At 66.4% G+C, this 17886-nt stretch carries 14 protein-coding genes; 3 read left to right on the top strand and 11 right to left on the bottom strand.

Going from position 1 to position 17886, the window contains the following annotated elements; translation table 11 throughout:
* The first annotated feature begins 279 nt into the window (after positions 1–279).
* From QRN13_RS13155 to QRN13_RS13145, 3 genes are read left to right on the top strand one after another with little or no spacing between them, the layout of a single operon-like run.
* Positions 280–1269 (top strand): SDR family oxidoreductase, encoded by a 990-nt coding sequence (locus QRN13_RS13155; RefSeq protein WP_284878247.1) that lies wholly within the window; start codon positions 280–282, stop codon positions 1267–1269.
* Positions 1266–3113 carry a glycoside hydrolase family 15 protein gene (locus QRN13_RS13150; protein WP_284878246.1) on the top strand — a complete coding sequence of 616 codons (1848 nt, stop codon included), beginning with the start codon at positions 1266–1268 and terminating at the stop codon, positions 3111–3113. The genes QRN13_RS13155 and QRN13_RS13150 overlap by 4 nt, the downstream gene beginning before the upstream one ends.
* Positions 3106–3999 carry an SDR family oxidoreductase gene (locus tag QRN13_RS13145; RefSeq protein ID WP_284878245.1) on the top strand — a complete coding sequence of 298 codons (894 nt, stop codon included), beginning with the start codon at positions 3106–3108 and terminating at the stop codon, positions 3997–3999. Before QRN13_RS13150 ends, QRN13_RS13145 begins: the two co-directional genes overlap by 8 nt.
* Before the next feature lie 57 nt (positions 4000–4056).
* Here QRN13_RS13145 and QRN13_RS13140 read toward each other — a convergent pair whose 3' ends face one another.
* The 11 genes from QRN13_RS13140 to QRN13_RS13090 all read right to left on the bottom strand — a co-directional run bounded on the left by QRN13_RS13140 (position 4057) and on the right by QRN13_RS13090 (position 17598).
* Positions 4057–4860 (bottom strand): SDR family NAD(P)-dependent oxidoreductase, encoded by an 804-nt coding sequence (locus QRN13_RS13140; RefSeq protein WP_284878244.1) that lies wholly within the window; start codon positions 4858–4860, stop codon positions 4057–4059.
* Positions 4860–6404, bottom strand: coding sequence for a GMC family oxidoreductase (locus QRN13_RS13135; RefSeq protein WP_284878243.1), 1545 nt, complete (start codon positions 6402–6404; stop codon positions 4860–4862). The genes QRN13_RS13140 and QRN13_RS13135 overlap by 1 nt, the downstream gene beginning before the upstream one ends.
* Positions 6401–7759 (bottom strand): alpha/beta hydrolase, encoded by a 1359-nt coding sequence (locus QRN13_RS13130; protein WP_284878242.1) that lies wholly within the window; start codon positions 7757–7759, stop codon positions 6401–6403. Before QRN13_RS13130 ends, QRN13_RS13135 begins: the two co-directional genes overlap by 4 nt.
* A gap of 137 nt (positions 7760–7896) precedes the next feature.
* The gene (locus QRN13_RS13125; RefSeq protein WP_284878241.1) at positions 7897–11202 is read right to left on the bottom strand and encodes a DEAD/DEAH box helicase; all 3306 of its coding nucleotides are present in this window, start codon (positions 11200–11202) and stop codon (positions 7897–7899) included.
* Positions 11203–11290: 88 nt separating this feature from the next.
* Entirely contained in the window at positions 11291–12145 is an 855-nt protein-coding gene (locus tag QRN13_RS13120; protein ID WP_284878240.1) for a glycosyltransferase family 2 protein, read from the bottom strand.
* Positions 12142–12723 (bottom strand): class I SAM-dependent DNA methyltransferase, encoded by a 582-nt coding sequence (locus QRN13_RS13115; RefSeq protein WP_284878239.1) that lies wholly within the window; start codon positions 12721–12723, stop codon positions 12142–12144. The genes QRN13_RS13120 and QRN13_RS13115 overlap by 4 nt, the downstream gene beginning before the upstream one ends.
* Positions 12716–13420: a PIG-L deacetylase family protein gene (locus tag QRN13_RS13110; RefSeq protein WP_284878238.1), complete on the bottom strand. Its 705-nt coding sequence runs from the start codon at positions 13418–13420 to the stop codon at positions 12716–12718. Before QRN13_RS13110 ends, QRN13_RS13115 begins: the two co-directional genes overlap by 8 nt.
* The gene (locus QRN13_RS13105; RefSeq protein WP_284878237.1) at positions 13417–14517 is read right to left on the bottom strand and encodes an acyl-CoA dehydrogenase family protein; all 1101 of its coding nucleotides are present in this window, start codon (positions 14515–14517) and stop codon (positions 13417–13419) included. The genes QRN13_RS13110 and QRN13_RS13105 overlap by 4 nt, the downstream gene beginning before the upstream one ends.
* Entirely contained in the window at positions 14514–15545 is a 1032-nt protein-coding gene (locus QRN13_RS13100) for a glycosyltransferase (protein ID WP_284878235.1), read from the bottom strand. The genes QRN13_RS13105 and QRN13_RS13100 overlap by 4 nt, the downstream gene beginning before the upstream one ends.
* A complete protein-coding gene (locus QRN13_RS13095; RefSeq protein WP_284878234.1) occupies positions 15542–16495 on the bottom strand; it encodes a glycosyltransferase family 2 protein in 954 nt (317 codons plus the stop codon). The genes QRN13_RS13100 and QRN13_RS13095 overlap by 4 nt, the downstream gene beginning before the upstream one ends.
* Positions 16492–17598: a glycosyltransferase gene (locus QRN13_RS13090; RefSeq protein ID WP_284878233.1), complete on the bottom strand. Its 1107-nt coding sequence runs from the start codon at positions 17596–17598 to the stop codon at positions 16492–16494. Before QRN13_RS13090 ends, QRN13_RS13095 begins: the two co-directional genes overlap by 4 nt.
* Positions 17599–17886 lie beyond the last annotated feature (288 nt).

Raw genomic sequence — 17886 nt, 5'->3', positions numbered from 1 at the left:
CCCGTCTGTAGCTTTCAATAGGTCGGGCAAGGGTCGCTCCACGCTCAAACTGACAGCGCTGTGAGCGAGAGGTCGGTCCAAGATCAGTCTGGCTCAACTACCGACCGCAACGCGCCGCAGGCGTGGGGCGCCGCCGTTGGCGATACCGTCGTCGTTTGCGCAGAGCGCCAACGCCAATCTTTCGGTCGGCAACCTTCCTCCGGACGTGTCGTTGTCAGAGCCTCCCCGTTCGGCCGCAACCGCGATCGTCATTCCGCAATCGAGATCAGAAGGATCGCCATGCCGGTCATCGTCGTCACAGGCGCCAGCGCCGGCATCGGTCTCGCGATTGCCGAGCGGTTCGCCCGAGCCGGATGGCAGGTCGTGGTGATCGCCAGACAGGCTGAACGGCTTTTCAACGCCGTCGAACAGCTGAATCGTTCGGGCGACCGAGTGATCGGCATGGCGGGTGATGTGTCCGATCCGGCCTTCGTCGAGCAGGCGGGCCGCGATGTCATGGACGCTTTCGGCGGCATCGATGTCTGGGTCAACAACGCCATGTCCACGGTCATCGGGCGCGATGAAGATCTGACCGACGCCGACTACCGACGCGTCGTCGAGACCACCTATCTGTCTCAGGTCTACGGAACGCGCGCGGCGCTTCGGGTCATGCGGCCGGCGGACAAAGGGACGGTGATCCAAATTTCCTCGGGATTGGCGCTGCGCCCTGCCCCGCTGCAGGCCGCTTACTGCGGCGCCAAGGCGGCCGTCGACGGGTTCACCGAGGCCATTCGGGCCGAACTGATCGCCACAGCCTCAAATGTCACCCTGACCACCGTCTATCTGCCGGCCGTCAACACGCCCCAGCCTTTGTGGTCACGTAACCGGACCGACCGAGCGCAGGTCATTCCAGATCCCCTGTTCGATCCCCGTCTGTGTGCAGACGCCGTCTGGTCGGCCGTGCAGCGCCCCAGCCGCAAGGTCTTCGTGGGTCGCACGACATGGCTGATGGCGCTGGCGCAACAGTTCACGCCAGGGCTGGCGGATCGCCAGGCCGCCAAGATGATCGCGGCACAACAGGGCGACCCCCAACTGCCCCGCCTGGGCAATCTCGATCAACCCGAAGACGGTCCGGCGGCGATCGACGGCCCGGACACTGTACGAGTGATCAGACCGTTGATCGGCTTCGTGTCCAGCCGACAGATCGCGGCGCTCAAGGTCGCGGCGGTCGGCGTCCTTGCGGGCCTTGCCGTGACGGCTGGCTTTGCGATCAGATCGTCCAAACGATGACAGAGACGACCTTCACGCCCCATCCGGCGCGCTCGTCGCAAGCGCTCCGTCCTGATGGCTACGTCGCCCTCGAAGATTATGGCGTTCTGGGCGAGGGCCGAACGGTGGCCCTGTCGGCGCTGGATGGCGGCATCGATTGGTGGTGCGTCCCGGCGATCGATGCGCCGCCCCTTTTCGACCGCCTACTGGATCCGGAGGGCGGCCGGTTTTCGATCACGCCGACCGAGGCCTTCACGGCGACCCGCCGCTATCGCCCCGACAGCAATGTGCTGGAGACGGAGTTCACCACCGCCAGCGGACGCGCGCGCCTGACCGAGAGCCTGAACAGCGGCACGGCCGGTCGTTTGCCCTGGTGCGAACTGGCCCGCCGTATCGATGGCCTGGAGGGCGAAGTGACCTTCACCCTGGACATGCGTCCGGGGCGTCGGGGCGACACGGCCAATCCGTATCATTCGAAGATCGGCGAACACACGGTCTTCCATGTCGAGCGGGTGCTCGGCCTGTTCGTCCACGATCCGCGCATCTCATGCGAATGGTCCGATGAGGGCATTGTCGGAACCATTGTGGTCGGCGCAGGCGAGCGGCGCACCGTGGCCATCGTCGCTGGACGCGACGAACCGCTGGTCGTGCCGTCCATCGAAGAGATCGACGCCCGCATCGACCTGTCGGATCAGGAATGGCGGGATTGGGCGGCGCGCTTGAACTGCCCCGGCCTGTATCGCGACGACTTCATCCGCAGCGCCCTGGCGTTGAAGTTGCTGCTGTACTCGCCGTCGGGCGCCATCGCCGCGGCGGCCACGACCTCCCTGCCCGAGCGTCTGGGCGGCGACAAGAACTGGGATTATCGCTACGCCTGGCTGCGCGACGCCGGCTATACGATCGAGGCCTTCCTGGCGGCCGGCGCCCAGGCCGAGGCCAAGGCCGCTTTCAGCTGGCTGCTGATGCAGCTGAAGCGCCATGGCGCCAAGGTCTGCTACAGCCTGGACGGCGCACTCGTGCCGCCGGAAACGCACTGGGACATGCCGGGCTATAAAGGCTCGCGTCCGGTCGTCACGGGTAATCGCGCCGCCGACCAGGCCCAGCACGGCGTATTCGGCGACATCTTTGAGACCGCCTCGCGCTTCGTCGGCTGCGGCAACATCCTCGACAGCGCCAGCGCCCAGCAGTTGTCCGAACTGGCGGACCAGTGCGCCGACGCCTGGCGACAGCCGGACGCGGGCATGTGGGAGCTGGAGGATCAGCAGCACTACACCATGTCCAAGATCAGCTGCTGGCAGGCCTTGGCCCGCGCGGTCGAACTGGCGGACGCGGGACAACTGCCGACGACATGCCGGGATCGCTGGCGGCGCGAGCGCGACCGGATTTTCGACTGGGTCGAGGCGCATTGCTGGTCCGAAAACCTTCAGGCGTTCGTGATGTATCCGGGCAGCGACAAGCTGGACGCCGCCCTGGCCCTGGCCGTGCGGTTCCGGTTCGATGGCGAAGAGCGGCTGCGCGCAACCCTTGACGCGCTGGACCGCCACCTCGGCGCCGGCGTCTTCCACTATCGCTATTCCGGCATGCAGGCCGAGGAAGGCTGCTTCATCGCCTGTTCCTTCTGGATCGCCGAAGCTTGGGCGACGCTAGGCGAACCGGACAAGGCGCGCGCCCGCATCGACAGCCTACGCGAAGCCCTCAGCGGCCGCTGGGGCATGCTGACCGAGATGATCGACCCGGACACCGGCGCCTACCTCGGCAACATGCCGCAGGGGCTCAGCCACCTCGCGCATCTGACCGCCCTGACCGCCGTCGGCAAGGCGCAGACCACTTCCCCCCAGCCCGAAACGGAGACGTTCCATGACTGATCGACTGCCCCTTCAGGATCCGCGCGAGCAATATCCAAAGCCGCCGTTCCCGCGCCAACCGCAGCCCGTGCCCGGCGAAGCGCGCGAGATGGACCCCAAACCCGATCATGGCGAGGACAGCTATCAGGGTTCCGGCAAGCTGAAAGGACGCAAGGCCCTGATCACCGGCGCAGACAGCGGCATCGGCCGGGCGGCCGCCATCGCCTATGCTCGGGAAGGCGCCGATGTGGCCCTCTCCTATCTGCCGTCCGAGCGCAAGGACGCCGCCGAAGTCATCGCCCTGATCGAGGCTGAGGGCCGCAAGGCCATCGACCTCCCCGGTGACATCACCGATGAAAACTGGTGCCGGCAGATGGTTGAACAGGCCGTGTCGGAGCTGGGCGGACTGGACATCCTGGTCATCAACGCCGGCCGCCAACAGTATCGCGAGGACATCTCCCAGGTGACGTCGGAAGACTTCGACAGGACCTTGAAGACCAACCTCTATGCCATGCACTGGATCGCCCAGGCGGCCGTCCCGCATCTGCCGGCGGGCGCCTCGGTCATCACCACCGCCTCGATCCAGGCCTATGAGCCTTCGGCCATCCTGCTGGACTACGCCACCACCAAGGCCGGGATCGTCGCCTATACGAAGGCCCTGTCCAAGCAGCTGATCGAAAAGGGCATACGCGCCAATGTTGTGGCGCCCGGCCCCTTCTGGACGCCGCTGCAGTCGTCTGGCGGACAGCCGCAGGAAGCCGTGATGAAGTTCGGCGAGCAGGTGCCGCTGGGTCGTCCGGGCCAGCCCGTCGAGATCGCTCCGGTCTATGTTCTGCTGGCGTCGCAGGAAGGCAGCTACATCACGGGCGAAGTCTTCGGCGTCACCGGCGGCATGGGCGTCGCCTGACAAGACAAAGCCGGCGGCGGGATCGTCCCGCCGCCGGTCTCTCTTTCGGCGGGACGACTAGACGGCGATGGTGGCGACCGAGCCGGAATCCACCCGGATGCCCGCACCGTTGATGAAGCTGGCGCGCTCCGAACACAGGAAGGCGACGGCCGCTGCGACCTCCTCCGGCTTGCCCCTGCGATCCAGCGTCATGCCGGGCCGCTCTTCCTTCAGGAAGCTCTTGATCGCCTCCTCGAAGGTTTCGCCGCGTTCCTCGGCGCGCTTCTTCATCATGGCGTCGGTCATCGGGGTGGCGATGAAGGCCGGCGAGACCGTGTTCACCAGCACATTGTCGCAGCCGTAGGCCTTGGACAGACCCTTCGCCAGACTGAGAATACCGGCCTTCGAGGCGCAATAGGCCAGTTCATCGACATAGGGCTGGACCGCATCTTCCGAAGCGAACAAGACGATGCGGCCCCAGCCCGAACGCCGCATGGCCGGAATGGCCTGGCGGCACATCCGCACCGCGCCCATCAGATTGATGTCGAGCGTCTCCAGCCAACCGGCGTCATCGACATCCAAGAAATCGCCGGTCGCGCCGGTCACGCCCGCTGCGTTCACATAGATGTCCGGATCGCCCATGCGGTCTCGGACCTCCGCCCACAGCCGTTCGACGTCGTCGGCCTTGGTAACGTCGCCGGTCACGCCGATGCATTCGCCCAAGGCGGAAAGCTCCTGAACGGCTTCATCCAGCGTGCCGTCCGGCTTGTCGGTCAGGGCGACCCGTACGCCGGCTTCCAGCAGCAGCCGCGCCGTCTCCTTGCCCATGCCGGAATCGGCGCCGGAAATGAGGGCGATACGCCCCTTGATCCCGAGGTCCATCACAAATCTCCTGTTCGTTGACGTTCGAGGAAGCGATCGGCCGTGCGCAGAGCGACGGCCATGAGGGTCAAGGCCGGGTTGGCCGAAAGCGCGCTGGGGAAGACGGAGTTGTCGCAGACGTACAGATTGTCGATCTCGACGCTGCACCCGTCGCCATCGACGACCGCCCCGTCCGATTTGTCCCCCATCCGGCAGCCGCCGATGGTGTGCGCCGACCGGGCCACCGTGAAGATGTCCTCGGCGCCCGCTGCCGTCCAAAGCTCCGTCATCACGCGCCGGGCATGGGCGTCCAGACGCCGCTCGTTCTCGCCATAGCTGAAGTCGATCCGCGCCTTGCTCAGCCCGACGGCGTCGATCTCATCGGACAGGGTCAGGCGGTTGTCGTCGTTCGGCAGACACTCTCCATTGATGCCGATCCCGGCGAGCCGGCGATAGTTGCGTAGCGTATCGACCAGCGGCGCGCCCCACAGGCCCGCGCCGCGCGAGAACCCGCCCGCCAGGGTGACCGGCATGACGCCAAGGCTTTGGATCAGATAGCCGCCGGCGAAGTTCGCGTCCGACGGACGCACCATTTCTTCGCTGATCAGGGAAGAGGGATAGCCGCGGTTCATCGACATGTCGGCGTCGAACCGCCCCCAGACCTGGGTCGCCACGTGGGTCATGAAGTTGCGGCCGACCTCGCCGCCGGCGTTGCCTAGTTCCCAGTTCAGCAGCAGGCGCGGCGTCTCGACACCGCCCGCACAAAGGAACAGCGCCCGGCAGTTCAGCCGATGATCACGCCCGTCGCGACGATAGATCACGCACTTGATCCGTCCGCCGGCGTCACGCTCGACGCCTGTCGCCCGCGCGTTGGCGATAATCTTGGCGCCGTTGGCTGCGGCCATCGGCAGAAAGCTGTTGTCCGCGCCGCCCTTGGCGCCGGTTCTGCATCCCTGGTGGCAGGCGCCGCAGTTGACGCAGGCCATGCGGTAGGGCGTTGTTCCCGCCTCGCGATTGCGGGACAGCACGGCCGCCGGCGCATCCGTAACGGTCAGCCCGATCGCCCTTGCGCCGCGGGCCATCGCATCCGCCGGGGCGTTGCGCGGGACAGGCGGATAGGTGAACTGTCGCCCGCCCCACGGATAGTCGGCCGGGCCTGAGACCCCGATCACCGTCTCTACGGTCTCGACATAGGATTTCAATTCGTCCCAGCCGAACGGCCAGTCCCGCCCGCGTCCCGTCTCCGAGGCCAGCGTCAGATCACGGGGATCGGGTCGTGGGCAGAAGGCGCCCCAGTGCAGCAGCGAGCCGCCGATCCCCTGGCCGGAGTTGTTGGCCCCAAAGGCGGTCGGGTCGCGCCCTCCGCTGAGGCGCTCTTCCATCCAATAAAGGTCTGCCGTTGTTTCGTCGGGCGTATGCTCCGCCGGATCGAAGGCCCGCCCCGCCTCCAACACCGTGACCGACAGCCCGGCCTTCGCCAGCCTGGCCGCGATCGGAGCACCGCCGGCCCCGCTGCCGATGATGACGACATCGGTTTCGCCGGCCGTCCTTGCAGGCGCGCTCAACCCACGCCCTCCATCGGCAGACGCCAAGGTTCGGTGTGGTCCGCCGCCGTCTGATCGTAGCCCTGAAACCGGCCTTCGCCGCCCGTGGCGAAGCCGTCGTAACCGATCTGGGCCCAGGTGGCCGGCAGCGACATCCACAGGCGTGCGGCCTCGGACACGACGTCCTCGAACCACAGCCTCATGGCGTCCGCCGAAAGCCGGCCCGGCTCGGGCCATTCGCCCTGTGAAATGGTGCGCAGGATGTCGTCTTGGCGATCGGGGGCCAGGGTTGCGAACTCCGGCGCCATGGCGGCGATCTCATCCAGCCCGCGTCGCCAGGCCTCGGCGTCCGAGGGAAGATCGGCGAACCGCCATCCATCGCCCTGTCCGTTGGCGAGGCCCACATCCAAACGTCGCGCCAGATCATCCGGATCGCCTGCATCAGGCAGAATGCGCGCGATCATCGCCGACAGCACGGCGCGCTGGGTCGGGTTCAGGACGCCGCCGTCAGCTGGCGCCGGACCGAAATGACGATCCAGCATTGCGCGTCGTGTGCGATCCGACACGCGATCGGATGCCATCAGACCCACGAAGCGTGGAGGCAGCGCGGATGAACCGACCTTCTCGACGAATTCTAGAACCAAGCCGGCGAGACGGTCCGGCTGTTCCTGAGGGATCAGGTGCGCCGCATCCGGCACGACCACCACGTCAGCGGCGCGATAGTGGGGAGCGTTGAGACGCCGCTGCGCCGTCTCGCCCAGATCGCCATCCTCTGCGCCGGCGATGATCAGTGAGGGGAAAGGCAGGACGCCGGCCCGATCGGACCAATCCTCGCGCGATCCTTCGGCCAACCATCCCCGCCAGGCTCCGGGGCTGGATCGAGTGAAATCAGCCAGGGCCCTATCGAAGGCGGCCTGCGGCAGACCGGCGGCGGTATTGGCGTCGATGAACTGGCGTCCCCGAACCTCTATCCTGGCCGGATCGTCGAACCAGGTCAGCATATCCGCACGCCTGCTCTCGTCCATCGGCTCTGACGAGGGTGGTGATCCGGCGACCAGCACCACGCCCAGCAACCCGCTCAGACCCGCCGCCCCGTCACGCGCCCGCGCGGCGATCAAGGTCGCAAACTTGCCGCCCATGCTGTGGCCGACAAGGATCCAGCGCGGGAGATGAAGATCGGTAAGGCGGCGGCTCAGGTCGTCGAGCACGGCTTGGACATCGCCATAGCCTTCCCCCGCCCTGGCCCCGAACCCTGGAAGATCGATCGCGACGGTCACCACCTCATCGGCAAGCCGGTCGATCACCGCGTCCCAATCGTGGCGGCTCGAGCCCAGGGAATGAAGGAAGACGACAGTAAGGCGGGTGTCTGTGGGCATGCAGGGGCTTTTTAGAAAGCGAAGACGCGAGGCTCCGCCGTGATCGGTCGGCGGTCGTCGATCAGCGCGCCAGCGGCGGAATTGCTCCCAAGAAAACAGGTTCCGGACGTCGAAACCGGCTCGAACCCGCCCTGCCCTCAGGCCGCCGCCAATTCAGTCAGAAGCTTCTCGATGAAGGCCGTGTCGTGCGGTTGATCGTTGGCGGCGTCGACGATCATGCGATCCTCGGACCAGCGTCGATCATCGCGCAACGGAAAGGACGCTTCCATGCCGGGCCGACGCGCCGCCGCGATCCGCAACGCCGTCGCCTTCGGTCCCGACACGATTTCCGTGACGCCGGCATCACGGGCGAGCGCCGCAAGGCGACGGCCGGTGAACAGGTCCTCTGCGGGGTCTGGTAAAGAGCCGAACCGATCTTCGGCTTCGTCTCGCAAGGCGTCGACATCTTCCGCCGTCGTGGCGCGCGCCAACCGGGCATAAAAATTGATGCGCACGGTTTCGTCGGGGATGTAGTCCGCCGGCAGATGCCCTGTCGCGCCGACGTTCAGACTGGGAGAAGCTTGGTCTGGATCGGGATCGCCTTTGGCAGCCGCGAGCGCCAGAGCCAGGACGGCCTGGTAAAGGGCCGAGCCGATCAGCCTGACATGTCCGGCCTGTTCCTCGCCCACCAGATCGCCGCCGCCGCGCAGGTCCAGATCGCGCCCGCTGATCGCGAAGCCCGCCCCCAGTCGGTCCAGAGCCTCCAGCGTCTGCAAGCGCGCTTCCGTCGCCGCCGCCATCGGCGTTTCGGGATCGGAAAGCAGATAGGTGAAGCCCTGGCGGCGCCCCCGGCCGACACGCCCGCGCAGCTGATGCAACTGCGCCAGGCCAAACCGGTCCGGCCGCCAGATCAGCATCGTATTGGCGCGCGGCACATCCAGGCCGGTCTCGATGATGTTCGTGGCCAGAAGCACGTCCCCCGCGCCGTCGGAGAACCGGCTCATAACCTCGTCGATCGCGGACGGGGACATGTCACCGTGCGCCGAAACCACCGACAGCTCGGGCGTCAAGGTCTTCAAGCGTTCTGCCAGGGGTTCCATATCCTCGATCCGCGGCACGACCACGAAACTCTGCCCGCCCCGCGCCTTCTCGCGCATCAGCGACAGGCGAACGGCCCCAGCGTCGAACGGGGTCATGAAGGTTCGGATGGGGCGGCGTCGGGCGGGCGGACTGGCGATCAGGCTGACGTCCTGAATGCCGACCATGGCGCTCTGCAAGGTTCTTGGAATCGGCGTGGCCGACATCGACAACAGATGCGGCGCCTTCTCTGCCAAGGCAGATTTCATCTGCGCGCCGAAGCGATGCTCCTCATCGATGATGACAAGCCCGAGGCTGGAAAACGCCAACCCTTCCGACGCCAGCGCCTGCGTACCCACCACGACGCGCATGGAGCCGTCCGCCAGCCCTGCCTTGACCGCCCGCGCCTCCGCGCTGTCTGCGGCGCGCGACAGGTGGCCGATTTGAATGTCCGTGTCCTTGAACCGTCTCTTGAAGACCTCGAAATGCTGGCGCGCCAAGACGGTAGTCGGGGCGACGACGATGACCTGTTTGCCGGCAAGGGCCACGGCCGCCGCAGCGCGCAGGGCGACCTCGGTCTTGCCGAAACCGACATCGCCGCAGACGAGCCGGTTCATGGGCTTGCCGGATCCCAGGTCCGACAGGACCGCCTCAATGGCGCGCGCCTGATCGGCCGTTTCGGGGAAGGCGAACCCTGCGGCGAATCGGGCCAGCGCCTGACGCGGCGCGGCGATCGGCTCGGTCCTCAGCGCTGCGCGCGCTTCGGCCCGGGCGGTCAAGGCCGCTGCGGCCTCGTCGATCTGCGCGCTGACCTTGGTGCGTCGCTTGAGCCATCCCCGGGTGTTCAGCCGATCCAGCGACACCGCGTCCGGCTCCGAGCCGTAGCGCCAGATTTTGCCGAACTCCTCGATCGGCGCGAGAATGGTCCCACCGCCATGATATTCGATGCGCAGAACGTCGCGCTCGACACCATCGGCAGCGACCCGCTCCAAAGCCTTCAGGACGCCCAGACCGTGGTCTTCATGGATGACCACATCGTCCAACCGCAGTTCTGTCTCTCCAATCGCATTGTTCGTGTCGCCGGATGCTCGCGCGATCCGGCCGCCGAAGATGTCCGAAGGCGTCAGGACGACAAGACCGGCCGCCGATTGCCGGAAACCTGTGTCCAGATCAGCGGTCACGACGGCGATCTGCCCGGGCTGCAGTGGCGCGATCGCGCTCCAGCTCTCGAGCGCCACGGGCGTATCGACATCGTGGCGACGCAGTAGGCGTAGGATGATCCTGTGCTCATGAGGCAATCCCGTCAGGACGATGCGATCGCCGGCCTCGCGCCGCTCGGCAATGAACTGTTTCAGGGCCCGCCCCGGCGACTTCTCCAATGCGAAAGCCGGCGTCGGCGCCCAACCCTCAACGCTCAGGGGTTTGGCGCCCTTCAACGCCTCCTGAACGTCCTTTTCCGTCAAATAGAGGCTGTCGGGCTTCGGAGGACGCGCCCCCTCGCTGAACCGCAGGCGGGTGTCATAGGCTTCGGCCACATGCGCGCGAATGCGTTCGAACCGATCCTCGACGCCCACGTCGGTCAGGATCGTCGGCTTGTCGAGGAAATCAAACAGGGTTGTCGAGGTCTCAGCATCGATCGACGGGCCCATGTCCTGATGATCGGCCTCGTCATCCTCGGGCGACCGGTCGCTCCACTCAGCCGCCGGGGTCAGACAGATCGTCTGGATCTCGACGCCCCGGCGCTGCGATACGGGATCGAAGGCGTGGATCTCGCTGATCCGGTCCGCCTCATCCAGGGCGATGCGATAAGGGGTTGCGGACGCCGGCGGGAAGACATCGACCACCGCGCCGAGCAGAGCGTACTCGCCAGGTTCGTCGACCCGCTCATCCGCCGCGTAGCCCGTATCCGTCAGAAACGACTCCAAGGCTTGGCGATCCAGCGCCTCGCCCGGCGCGAGCGACAAGCGGGCCTTGATCCGTTCGCGCGACGGCGTCCGCTGCACTATCGCATCGGGCGAGACGACCAGGAACACAGGCCTTGCGCTGGCTTCGTTCAGGGCGGCCAAGACGGCCATCCGCCGCCCCATGCTTTCTCGCGAAGGCTCGGCGCGGTCGTAGGGCAGGCAGTCCCAGGGCGGCAAGACCAGCACCTCGGCGTCCTTCACCATCGGTGAGAGCGCCGCCGCAATCTCATCGGCGCGGCGTTCGCTGGTGGCGATGAACACCACGGCCTGCGAACGCCTCGTCTTCATCTCGGCAAGTCCGGCCGCCACTGCCGCCGCCGGCATTTTCCAACGCCTGCCCTCGTCCGCCTGGGGGGCTGGACCATCGACCAGAACTTGCTGGCCTATGGCGGAAAGATCGGTGTCGGCGGGAGACGATTTCATCCTGTCTCAACCCCAAGGCCGGCCGGGGGTTGCGCCCGCTTTCGTACCCCCGACCGGTCATTTCAGCTGCCAGCGCGACGGAACCGGCCTAGAAGGGATTTGCAGTATCTTTTCGTGCGGCAGCGATTTCGGCCGGCGTTGGGTCCCGGCAGATGGTCAATTCATCCGACGACCAGTCGATCAGTCCGAGATCCGCCATCGCCCGCAGCCAACCGTCCATCGGCCAGATCGACCAGGCGGCGTGGAAGCGCTTGGCGTTGGCGATCAGCGCGCGAAAATGCTGCAGGGGCGGATCATAGCCGTCATGATGTTGGTGGAAGACGGGCGCGCGGCCGGCGAAGAGCAGCGGCAGGCCCTCTCGCGCGATGCGAAACCCCAGGTCCGTGTCTTCGGCGCCGTAGCCGACATAGGTCTCGTCGAACCCGCCGATCCGATGGAAGGTCGAGCGACGGAGCGCGAAAGCCAAAGACCAGAACAGGCCGGGATTGCGCTCGAGGCTTTCGCCTTTCTGCGGAAAGGGGCGCACGGGATGGGGCCGCCCGGCCGCTCTCAGATCAGTTTCCGACAGGGGGCCCGGCCGGACGGCTCCGGCGGGGAGATAGAGCACCTCTGGACAGACGACGGCGTCATTGTCGGCGAGCAGAGCCTTCATCCGCCCGCAAACTGCCGACGACACGATGCAGTCCACATCCAGAAAAAGCAGGCTATCACCTGACGCCAAGGCGGCCGCCAGATTTCGGGCGGCGGCCAGAGGCAGGGCGTCGCCCGCCAGACGTTCGACGCGGACCGGAAAATCCACCGACGGCAGCGTCACCGGCGCATCGCTCATGTCGATGACGATCAGTTCGTCTGGCGGCGAGGCGCTGATCGTCAATCCCTCAACCAATCGGTCCAGATGGGCTTGCCGGTTACGAACCAGCGTGAGCGCGGACAGGGTGGTCATCGACGGCTCCACAAATCCAGCCGATAGTTCGGATGCCGCTCGGCGAGATCCACTTTCATGACAGCCGACAATCCAAGCCAGAGGCGTTCCACGGCGTCGTCGGCGGTCTGGGGATAGTCGGTCTCGCCGGTCCAGTGCACCAGAAGCACGCGTCCGCCCTCGACCAGGCCATCGGAGATGCGTTGTGTCGCAAAGTCCAGATCGGCCTGGCTCCAATAATAGGCCACCTCGGACAGGACGACGAGATCCAGCCCATCAACAGCCGGACATTCCCGGGGGAAGTCCGCAGCCTCGAACCGGACGTTCGACCGCCCCGACAGACGCTGGCGCGCTCGCCCCAGGGCGGTCGGGCTAACGTCGATCGCCAACAGATGATCGCAGACGGCACTCAGCCGCTCGGTCAGGACGCCGCCCGCACAACCGACCTCGAGCGCAAAAGCCGCTCGCCGCACCGACAGGGCGGCGATGGTGCGATCGAACTTGGCCGCCTCATAGGGGCTGGAGGCCAGACTCCATGGATCGGCGTCCCCGGCGAAGATGCCTTCGAAATAGGCGGCGGGAAGCGAGCGTTCAGCCATAGGCGTCGCACCGATAAAGGGTGTCTGAGGCGGCGCGCAGCCCCCTCTCCTTCTCAAGCCGGAACCCTTGGCCGAACATCGGCGTCAACTGACTTTGATGGCTCGATAAGGCGTACGCTCTGAGGCCGGCCCTTAGAGGTCGCGTCGTGATCCGCAGTTTCGACCCGGGCGGAGCCGCCCCCCACACGACATAATCGAACACGGCGACCGGCCGGCAGGCTATACGGGCCGCGCGGCGCGCCAGCTGGGCCGCTGCCTGATGATCGCAATGGGGATCGTCTGGTCCAGTGACGGCGATCGCATCGACGCGCCGATCACGGCACAGGGCGGCGAGACGACGCGCGGTCGCCTGGAATACCGTGCTGCCAGGAGAAGCGGGCTGAGCATCAGGCCAATCCAGAAACACGGGCGCTACAGCCGCATCCCCCGCCAACCGTCGAACGGCGCGCCCCGCCTCCAGGCGTCGGGTCCGGATAAGCCTCGCACGGGAGGCCGCGTCCGAATGATCGTGCGAACCCGCGCCGTTGGTGAGGATCACGATGCCCGCCAACCGCCCAGCCTCGGCCGCCTGATGAATCAAGGCGCCGGCGCCCAGCGTCTCGTCGTCGGCATGCGGGGCAATGATCAGCCACCGCGAGGATCGCCAGGGCGAATGCTCCAGCGCCAGGGTCGCCAGCCGGCCGGTTTTCTCGCTCACCATAAGGCGTCGCCCTCGCCCCAGAGATCGCGATCCAGCCAGGTCTTGGCTGCCTGGTCCTTTGCATAGTCGGGTCCGGCCTGTCGAAGGTAGAGGCTGAGATCACGGGTGATCTTGTCGATGCGCTCGCCGTCGAAGGCGCTGCGCGTCCCGACCGACCGCGCCGCCAACTCCATGACATCCAGGGCGCTGCGTTCGACGACGCCGCGCGTGGCGCGCGCGAAATCCTCGGCGTCAGGCGCTTCGGACGCCGCGCGGATCGCGGCTTCGCGGACCCAGAGCCAGGCCGTCCGCATCGCAACGACCGCATCGGCGAAGCGCGCGCGCTGGATGGGATCGGCGCGGGCGGCGTCGGACAGCGCGTCGCGCATCGCCATGACCAGGCCTTCGACGCCGCCCTGCTGCACCGCCGTGAACCGCCACGCCCCGGCCGTGAAACGCGGTTCGCGATCATAGTCTCCGGGACGTCCGAGCCGCTGATCGATATTGACCGTCAACCCAGTCACCTCATAGCGCCCGCTGGTTGTCGCGCGCATGCCGCGGACGCGCCAGCCGCTCAGATCGGCCCTCTCGGGCGCGTTCGCCGGCACGACGATCAACTCGCGTTCGCCCTGTTCCGGCTGGGCGGTGATGATCGCATATTCCAGGCCGCCTGCGCCGGTCGCAAAAATCTTGGCGCCCTGCAGCCGGTCGCCGACCAGACGAACGCCGGGCGGCGGCTCCGTCGCCCACACGCCGAACCAGCCGCCCTGCGCAAGGACCTTGCCCAGCCAAGCCTTCTGGGCCGGGTCCGCGTACCAGTCGAACAGCGCCAGGGCGTTGACGTGTCCTTCGAATAATCGGCCGACGCTGAGATCCGACCGCCCCACGCTTCGTAGAGCGCCCATCAAGGCCAAGGCCTTTTGGACTGGATCGTCATAGGCCGTTCCACCGCTTTGGACCGGAGCGAACCGCCTACCCCAACCCTCCGAGGCGAGCAGCGTCAGACTGTCGGCGGGATATCTCGGCGCGGCGTCGTAGCGCGCACCCAGCGCCGCCAATCTAACCTCAAGTTCAAGAGGCGATGACGCGGTCGGCGTTGTTTCCAGGGCTGTCATCGGCGTGCCTCAAGCTCTGATGCGAGATCGACAAGCCAGAGTCCGGCGGCGCCGAGTCCCTGCCCGCTGATCTGCTGCCGATCAGCGGGCGACAGTGAGAGTGCTGACCTAAGGATGCTCGGCCATTGCTGCGCCTGCGGCCACTGCGCCAGGACGATCGAGGCGCCAAGCACCGCTAACCGTTCGGCCTTCGCGATCTGCTCGTTGTAGGCGCGAGGCTCGGGAAGACAGACAAAGGGCTTGTCGGCCGAAATCACCGCGTTCAGCAGGCCGTCTCCCGCGCCTCCGACGACGATCTCCGCCTTGTCGATCTCATCGCCGATGGCGTCGATCCAGCCTGCCAGCTTCAGGTTCGGCGGCATGACCGGCGGAGGCTCGATCGGCCCGACACCGGTCCACACTTGATCGGGCGTCGCTTCTGCAGCCGCCGCCAGCTTGGCGCCATCCAACGGATCGCCACCCCGACCATGAACGACCAGGATGCCTGCTCCACGTTTCGGTCCCGAATAGCGCCGGGGGGCGAAGTAATGCGTTTTGTCGCGCACCTCTCTCGCCACCGGTCCATCCAGCCGCTCATGGAAGGGCGCAAGCACGGCTTCTGCGCCGCGGAAGGCGTCCAGATGCGCCGGGTCCGATCGATCCCCCGCGAGACGGACATAGACCACAGGCGTCGCACACAGCCGGGCCAGCATCGCCATCTCGACCGACACATCGATCACCATCAAGGCCGGCTTGGCGTCGCTGATCCACTGGGCGAACCGGGCGGTTCGCGCCCGGACGCCCGCATGGTGATAAGGGGCGTAATGCAGCGCCTCGGGCCGGACAGGCGCCTCGTCACGGCCGGAGAAGCGGTCTCCCTCGTGGGGCCTGTCATCTTCCAGATCCACGCAGGCGATGTCTTCGGTTCGCCCATTTAGTCCCGTTCCAAGCAGGACAAATCGCTCGGGCGCAGCGGAGGCGATTTCCAGCGCACGCTGGCGGTGGCCGTCGCCCTGGTGATGGACATAGTATCCGATCGGAGCCCTCACGCTGCGGCTCTCGCAACGTCGTTGGCCCATTCTCGTAAATCCATGTCGAGCGGCATGGCGGGCAGCTGGGTTTCCAATGCCGACAGCCGCCTGGCGCTCGCCGCGTCGTGACGCTGATCCCGGCGCCACCTCGCCCGCTGTCGCCAATGCGAAAAGTCCGGCGCCATGATCGGACCGCCGTTCCGCGCCTGATCGAACAAGCGGGTCATAGCCTCCGCCATCCCCCCGGCGGCGCGGCCCGTCGTGCGTGCCGACACTCGGGTCCACACCGCCAAGGGATGCACAAGCCTGGCCCCCTGCGCTTGAGCGGCGATCACAAGCGCCCGATCCTCGCCCGTCGGCTGTTCCGGCACGCCGCCGGCTGACAGGTAGGCCGCCGCCGTGATGGCGAGGCTGGCCCCGGTGTGATCGCCATGGCGAGGCGCCGGATCATGCGGCGAAGGGTCGATTTCGTCCTCGATCGCGCGAACCTCGCGCCAGTAGGCGTCCCATAATCGACGCACAGCCGCGACATCCGCCGAGATCGGTTCCGCGTCATCCAGCACCAGCCGTCCACCCACCAGATCGGCTCCATCCGCGATGGCCGCGAGATTGGCGGACAGCCAGTTTGACGGCGGCCGCGTGTCGGCGTCCGTCGAGATCAGAAGGCCATCGGATCGATCTCCGAGATGCTTGAGACCGACGGACATGGCCGCACGCCGCGCCGCGCCGGCATGGGCGCGATGCTCTGGAAAGGTCTGCAGATCGACAACGATGTCGAGTCGATCCTTCCACCGATAGGCCGCGGCCTGGGCCTGAGGGAGCGAACTGTCCGTGGAGTTATTGATGCAGAGCGCGACCGAAATTCTGCCCGGAAGATCCTGTGCGGCCAGAGCGGCCAGAAGCACGGGAAGACCCCGTTCCTCATTCCGCACGGGCACGCAAACGCAGAAGGCAGGTTCGCCTGTCATGCGATCAGCCGATCTTCCAGCGCGTCATTGGCCTGCATCTGCCCTGCCGCAGCCGCCTGAATCATCTCGCCATAGAGTTTTTCATAGGCGGTGATCATCCGGCGCACATCGCAGGCCGCCTCGGCGCGCGCGCGGCAGGCTGACCGAGACAGGCCGACCGCCCGGGCGATCGCGCGCGCCAGATCCTGCACATCGTCCGGACGGGCCAAGGCGCCACAGTCGGGAGTCAGAATCTCGGGAATGGCGCCGCGCGCGAAGGCAGCGACGGGCGTGCCGCACGCCAGCGCTTCGGCCACCACCAACCCGTAGGGTTCGTCCCAGCGCGGCGTGCAGACGAAGACGGCCGCCTGCCCGATCTCCTTCGACAGCGTTTCGTGATCGAGGTGGCCGAGATAGGTAGTTTCGCGCGTCAACCTCGGAGCGATCTCGGCATCGAAATAGGCTTGATCCAGAATTGGGCCCGCGAACCGCAGGGCGACACCCGCCAATGCCGCCGCGTCCAGCGCCAGATGCAGACCCTTCTCGGGCACAATCCGCCCATACCAGATCAAATGCCCAGGGTCGTCGTGACGCGCACGCCACGGAAAGCGCTCCAGGTCGATCCCGTTCAGAATGACCTGATCGATCGGCCGCACTCGGGTCCATTGTTCGCGCATCGCCTCGGAAACGCCGACAAACCGCGCAAACGGCGCGCTCGCTTCGCGGATACCGCTTTCCAGCCAGCAAAATGGCGGCGTGTGGAGCGTGGTGACCATCGGCATCGGCAAGGTCTCGGCCATCGAGACCGGCAGATAGTGCAGGCTGTTGTTGTGGATGACATCGAACGCACTGCGTCGAAGCCGGCTCATCAATGACAGATAGGCGTGATGCTCTCGGAAGAAGGCGACGTCGCCCGCCTCCGCCGTCCCGACCTTGGCGATTTCCGTCTGCTCGCAGATCGCCTCCAGACCGAGCGCGGGGTCGGACAGGGTCGCTGCAAACAGCGTGACGTCATGACCGTTCAGCCGCAGTTGGCGACAGAGCAGATGCGTATGCATCTCCAGCCCGCCGGCGAAGGGTTCTGCGATCGGATATTTGAGATGTGCGATGACGCCGATGCGCATCCGTACCGCCGTAATCGACAACCCGACCCCCCTCGGATCGGTCCATGGCGTAACGCCTGTAGATCAAAGCTACCCCGAGGCTATTCGTTCCTATGTGCGATAGCGGTCTCAAGTCCTCAGGGGATGCGTTACCTCCTCAAAGCCGCTAAAGGCCCTTGAAATCAGAGTGGCGGCTGCTCGATGCGACCTCGCAGCACCCGCTCAAACGGAACGAGTCGAAGCGACCAACTGGCAGGCTTTTTTGGGCCGATCAAATAGACCGAAACCATGACCGACCTATTCGTCTAA

This window comes from Brevundimonas sp. MEB006b (genome assembly GCF_030209705.1).
In the GTDB taxonomy this organism is placed as follows: domain Bacteria; phylum Pseudomonadota; class Alphaproteobacteria; order Caulobacterales; family Caulobacteraceae; genus Brevundimonas.
Note: the sequence above shows the minus strand (reverse complement) of the source record. Positions and strands in the feature narration are given on the sequence as shown.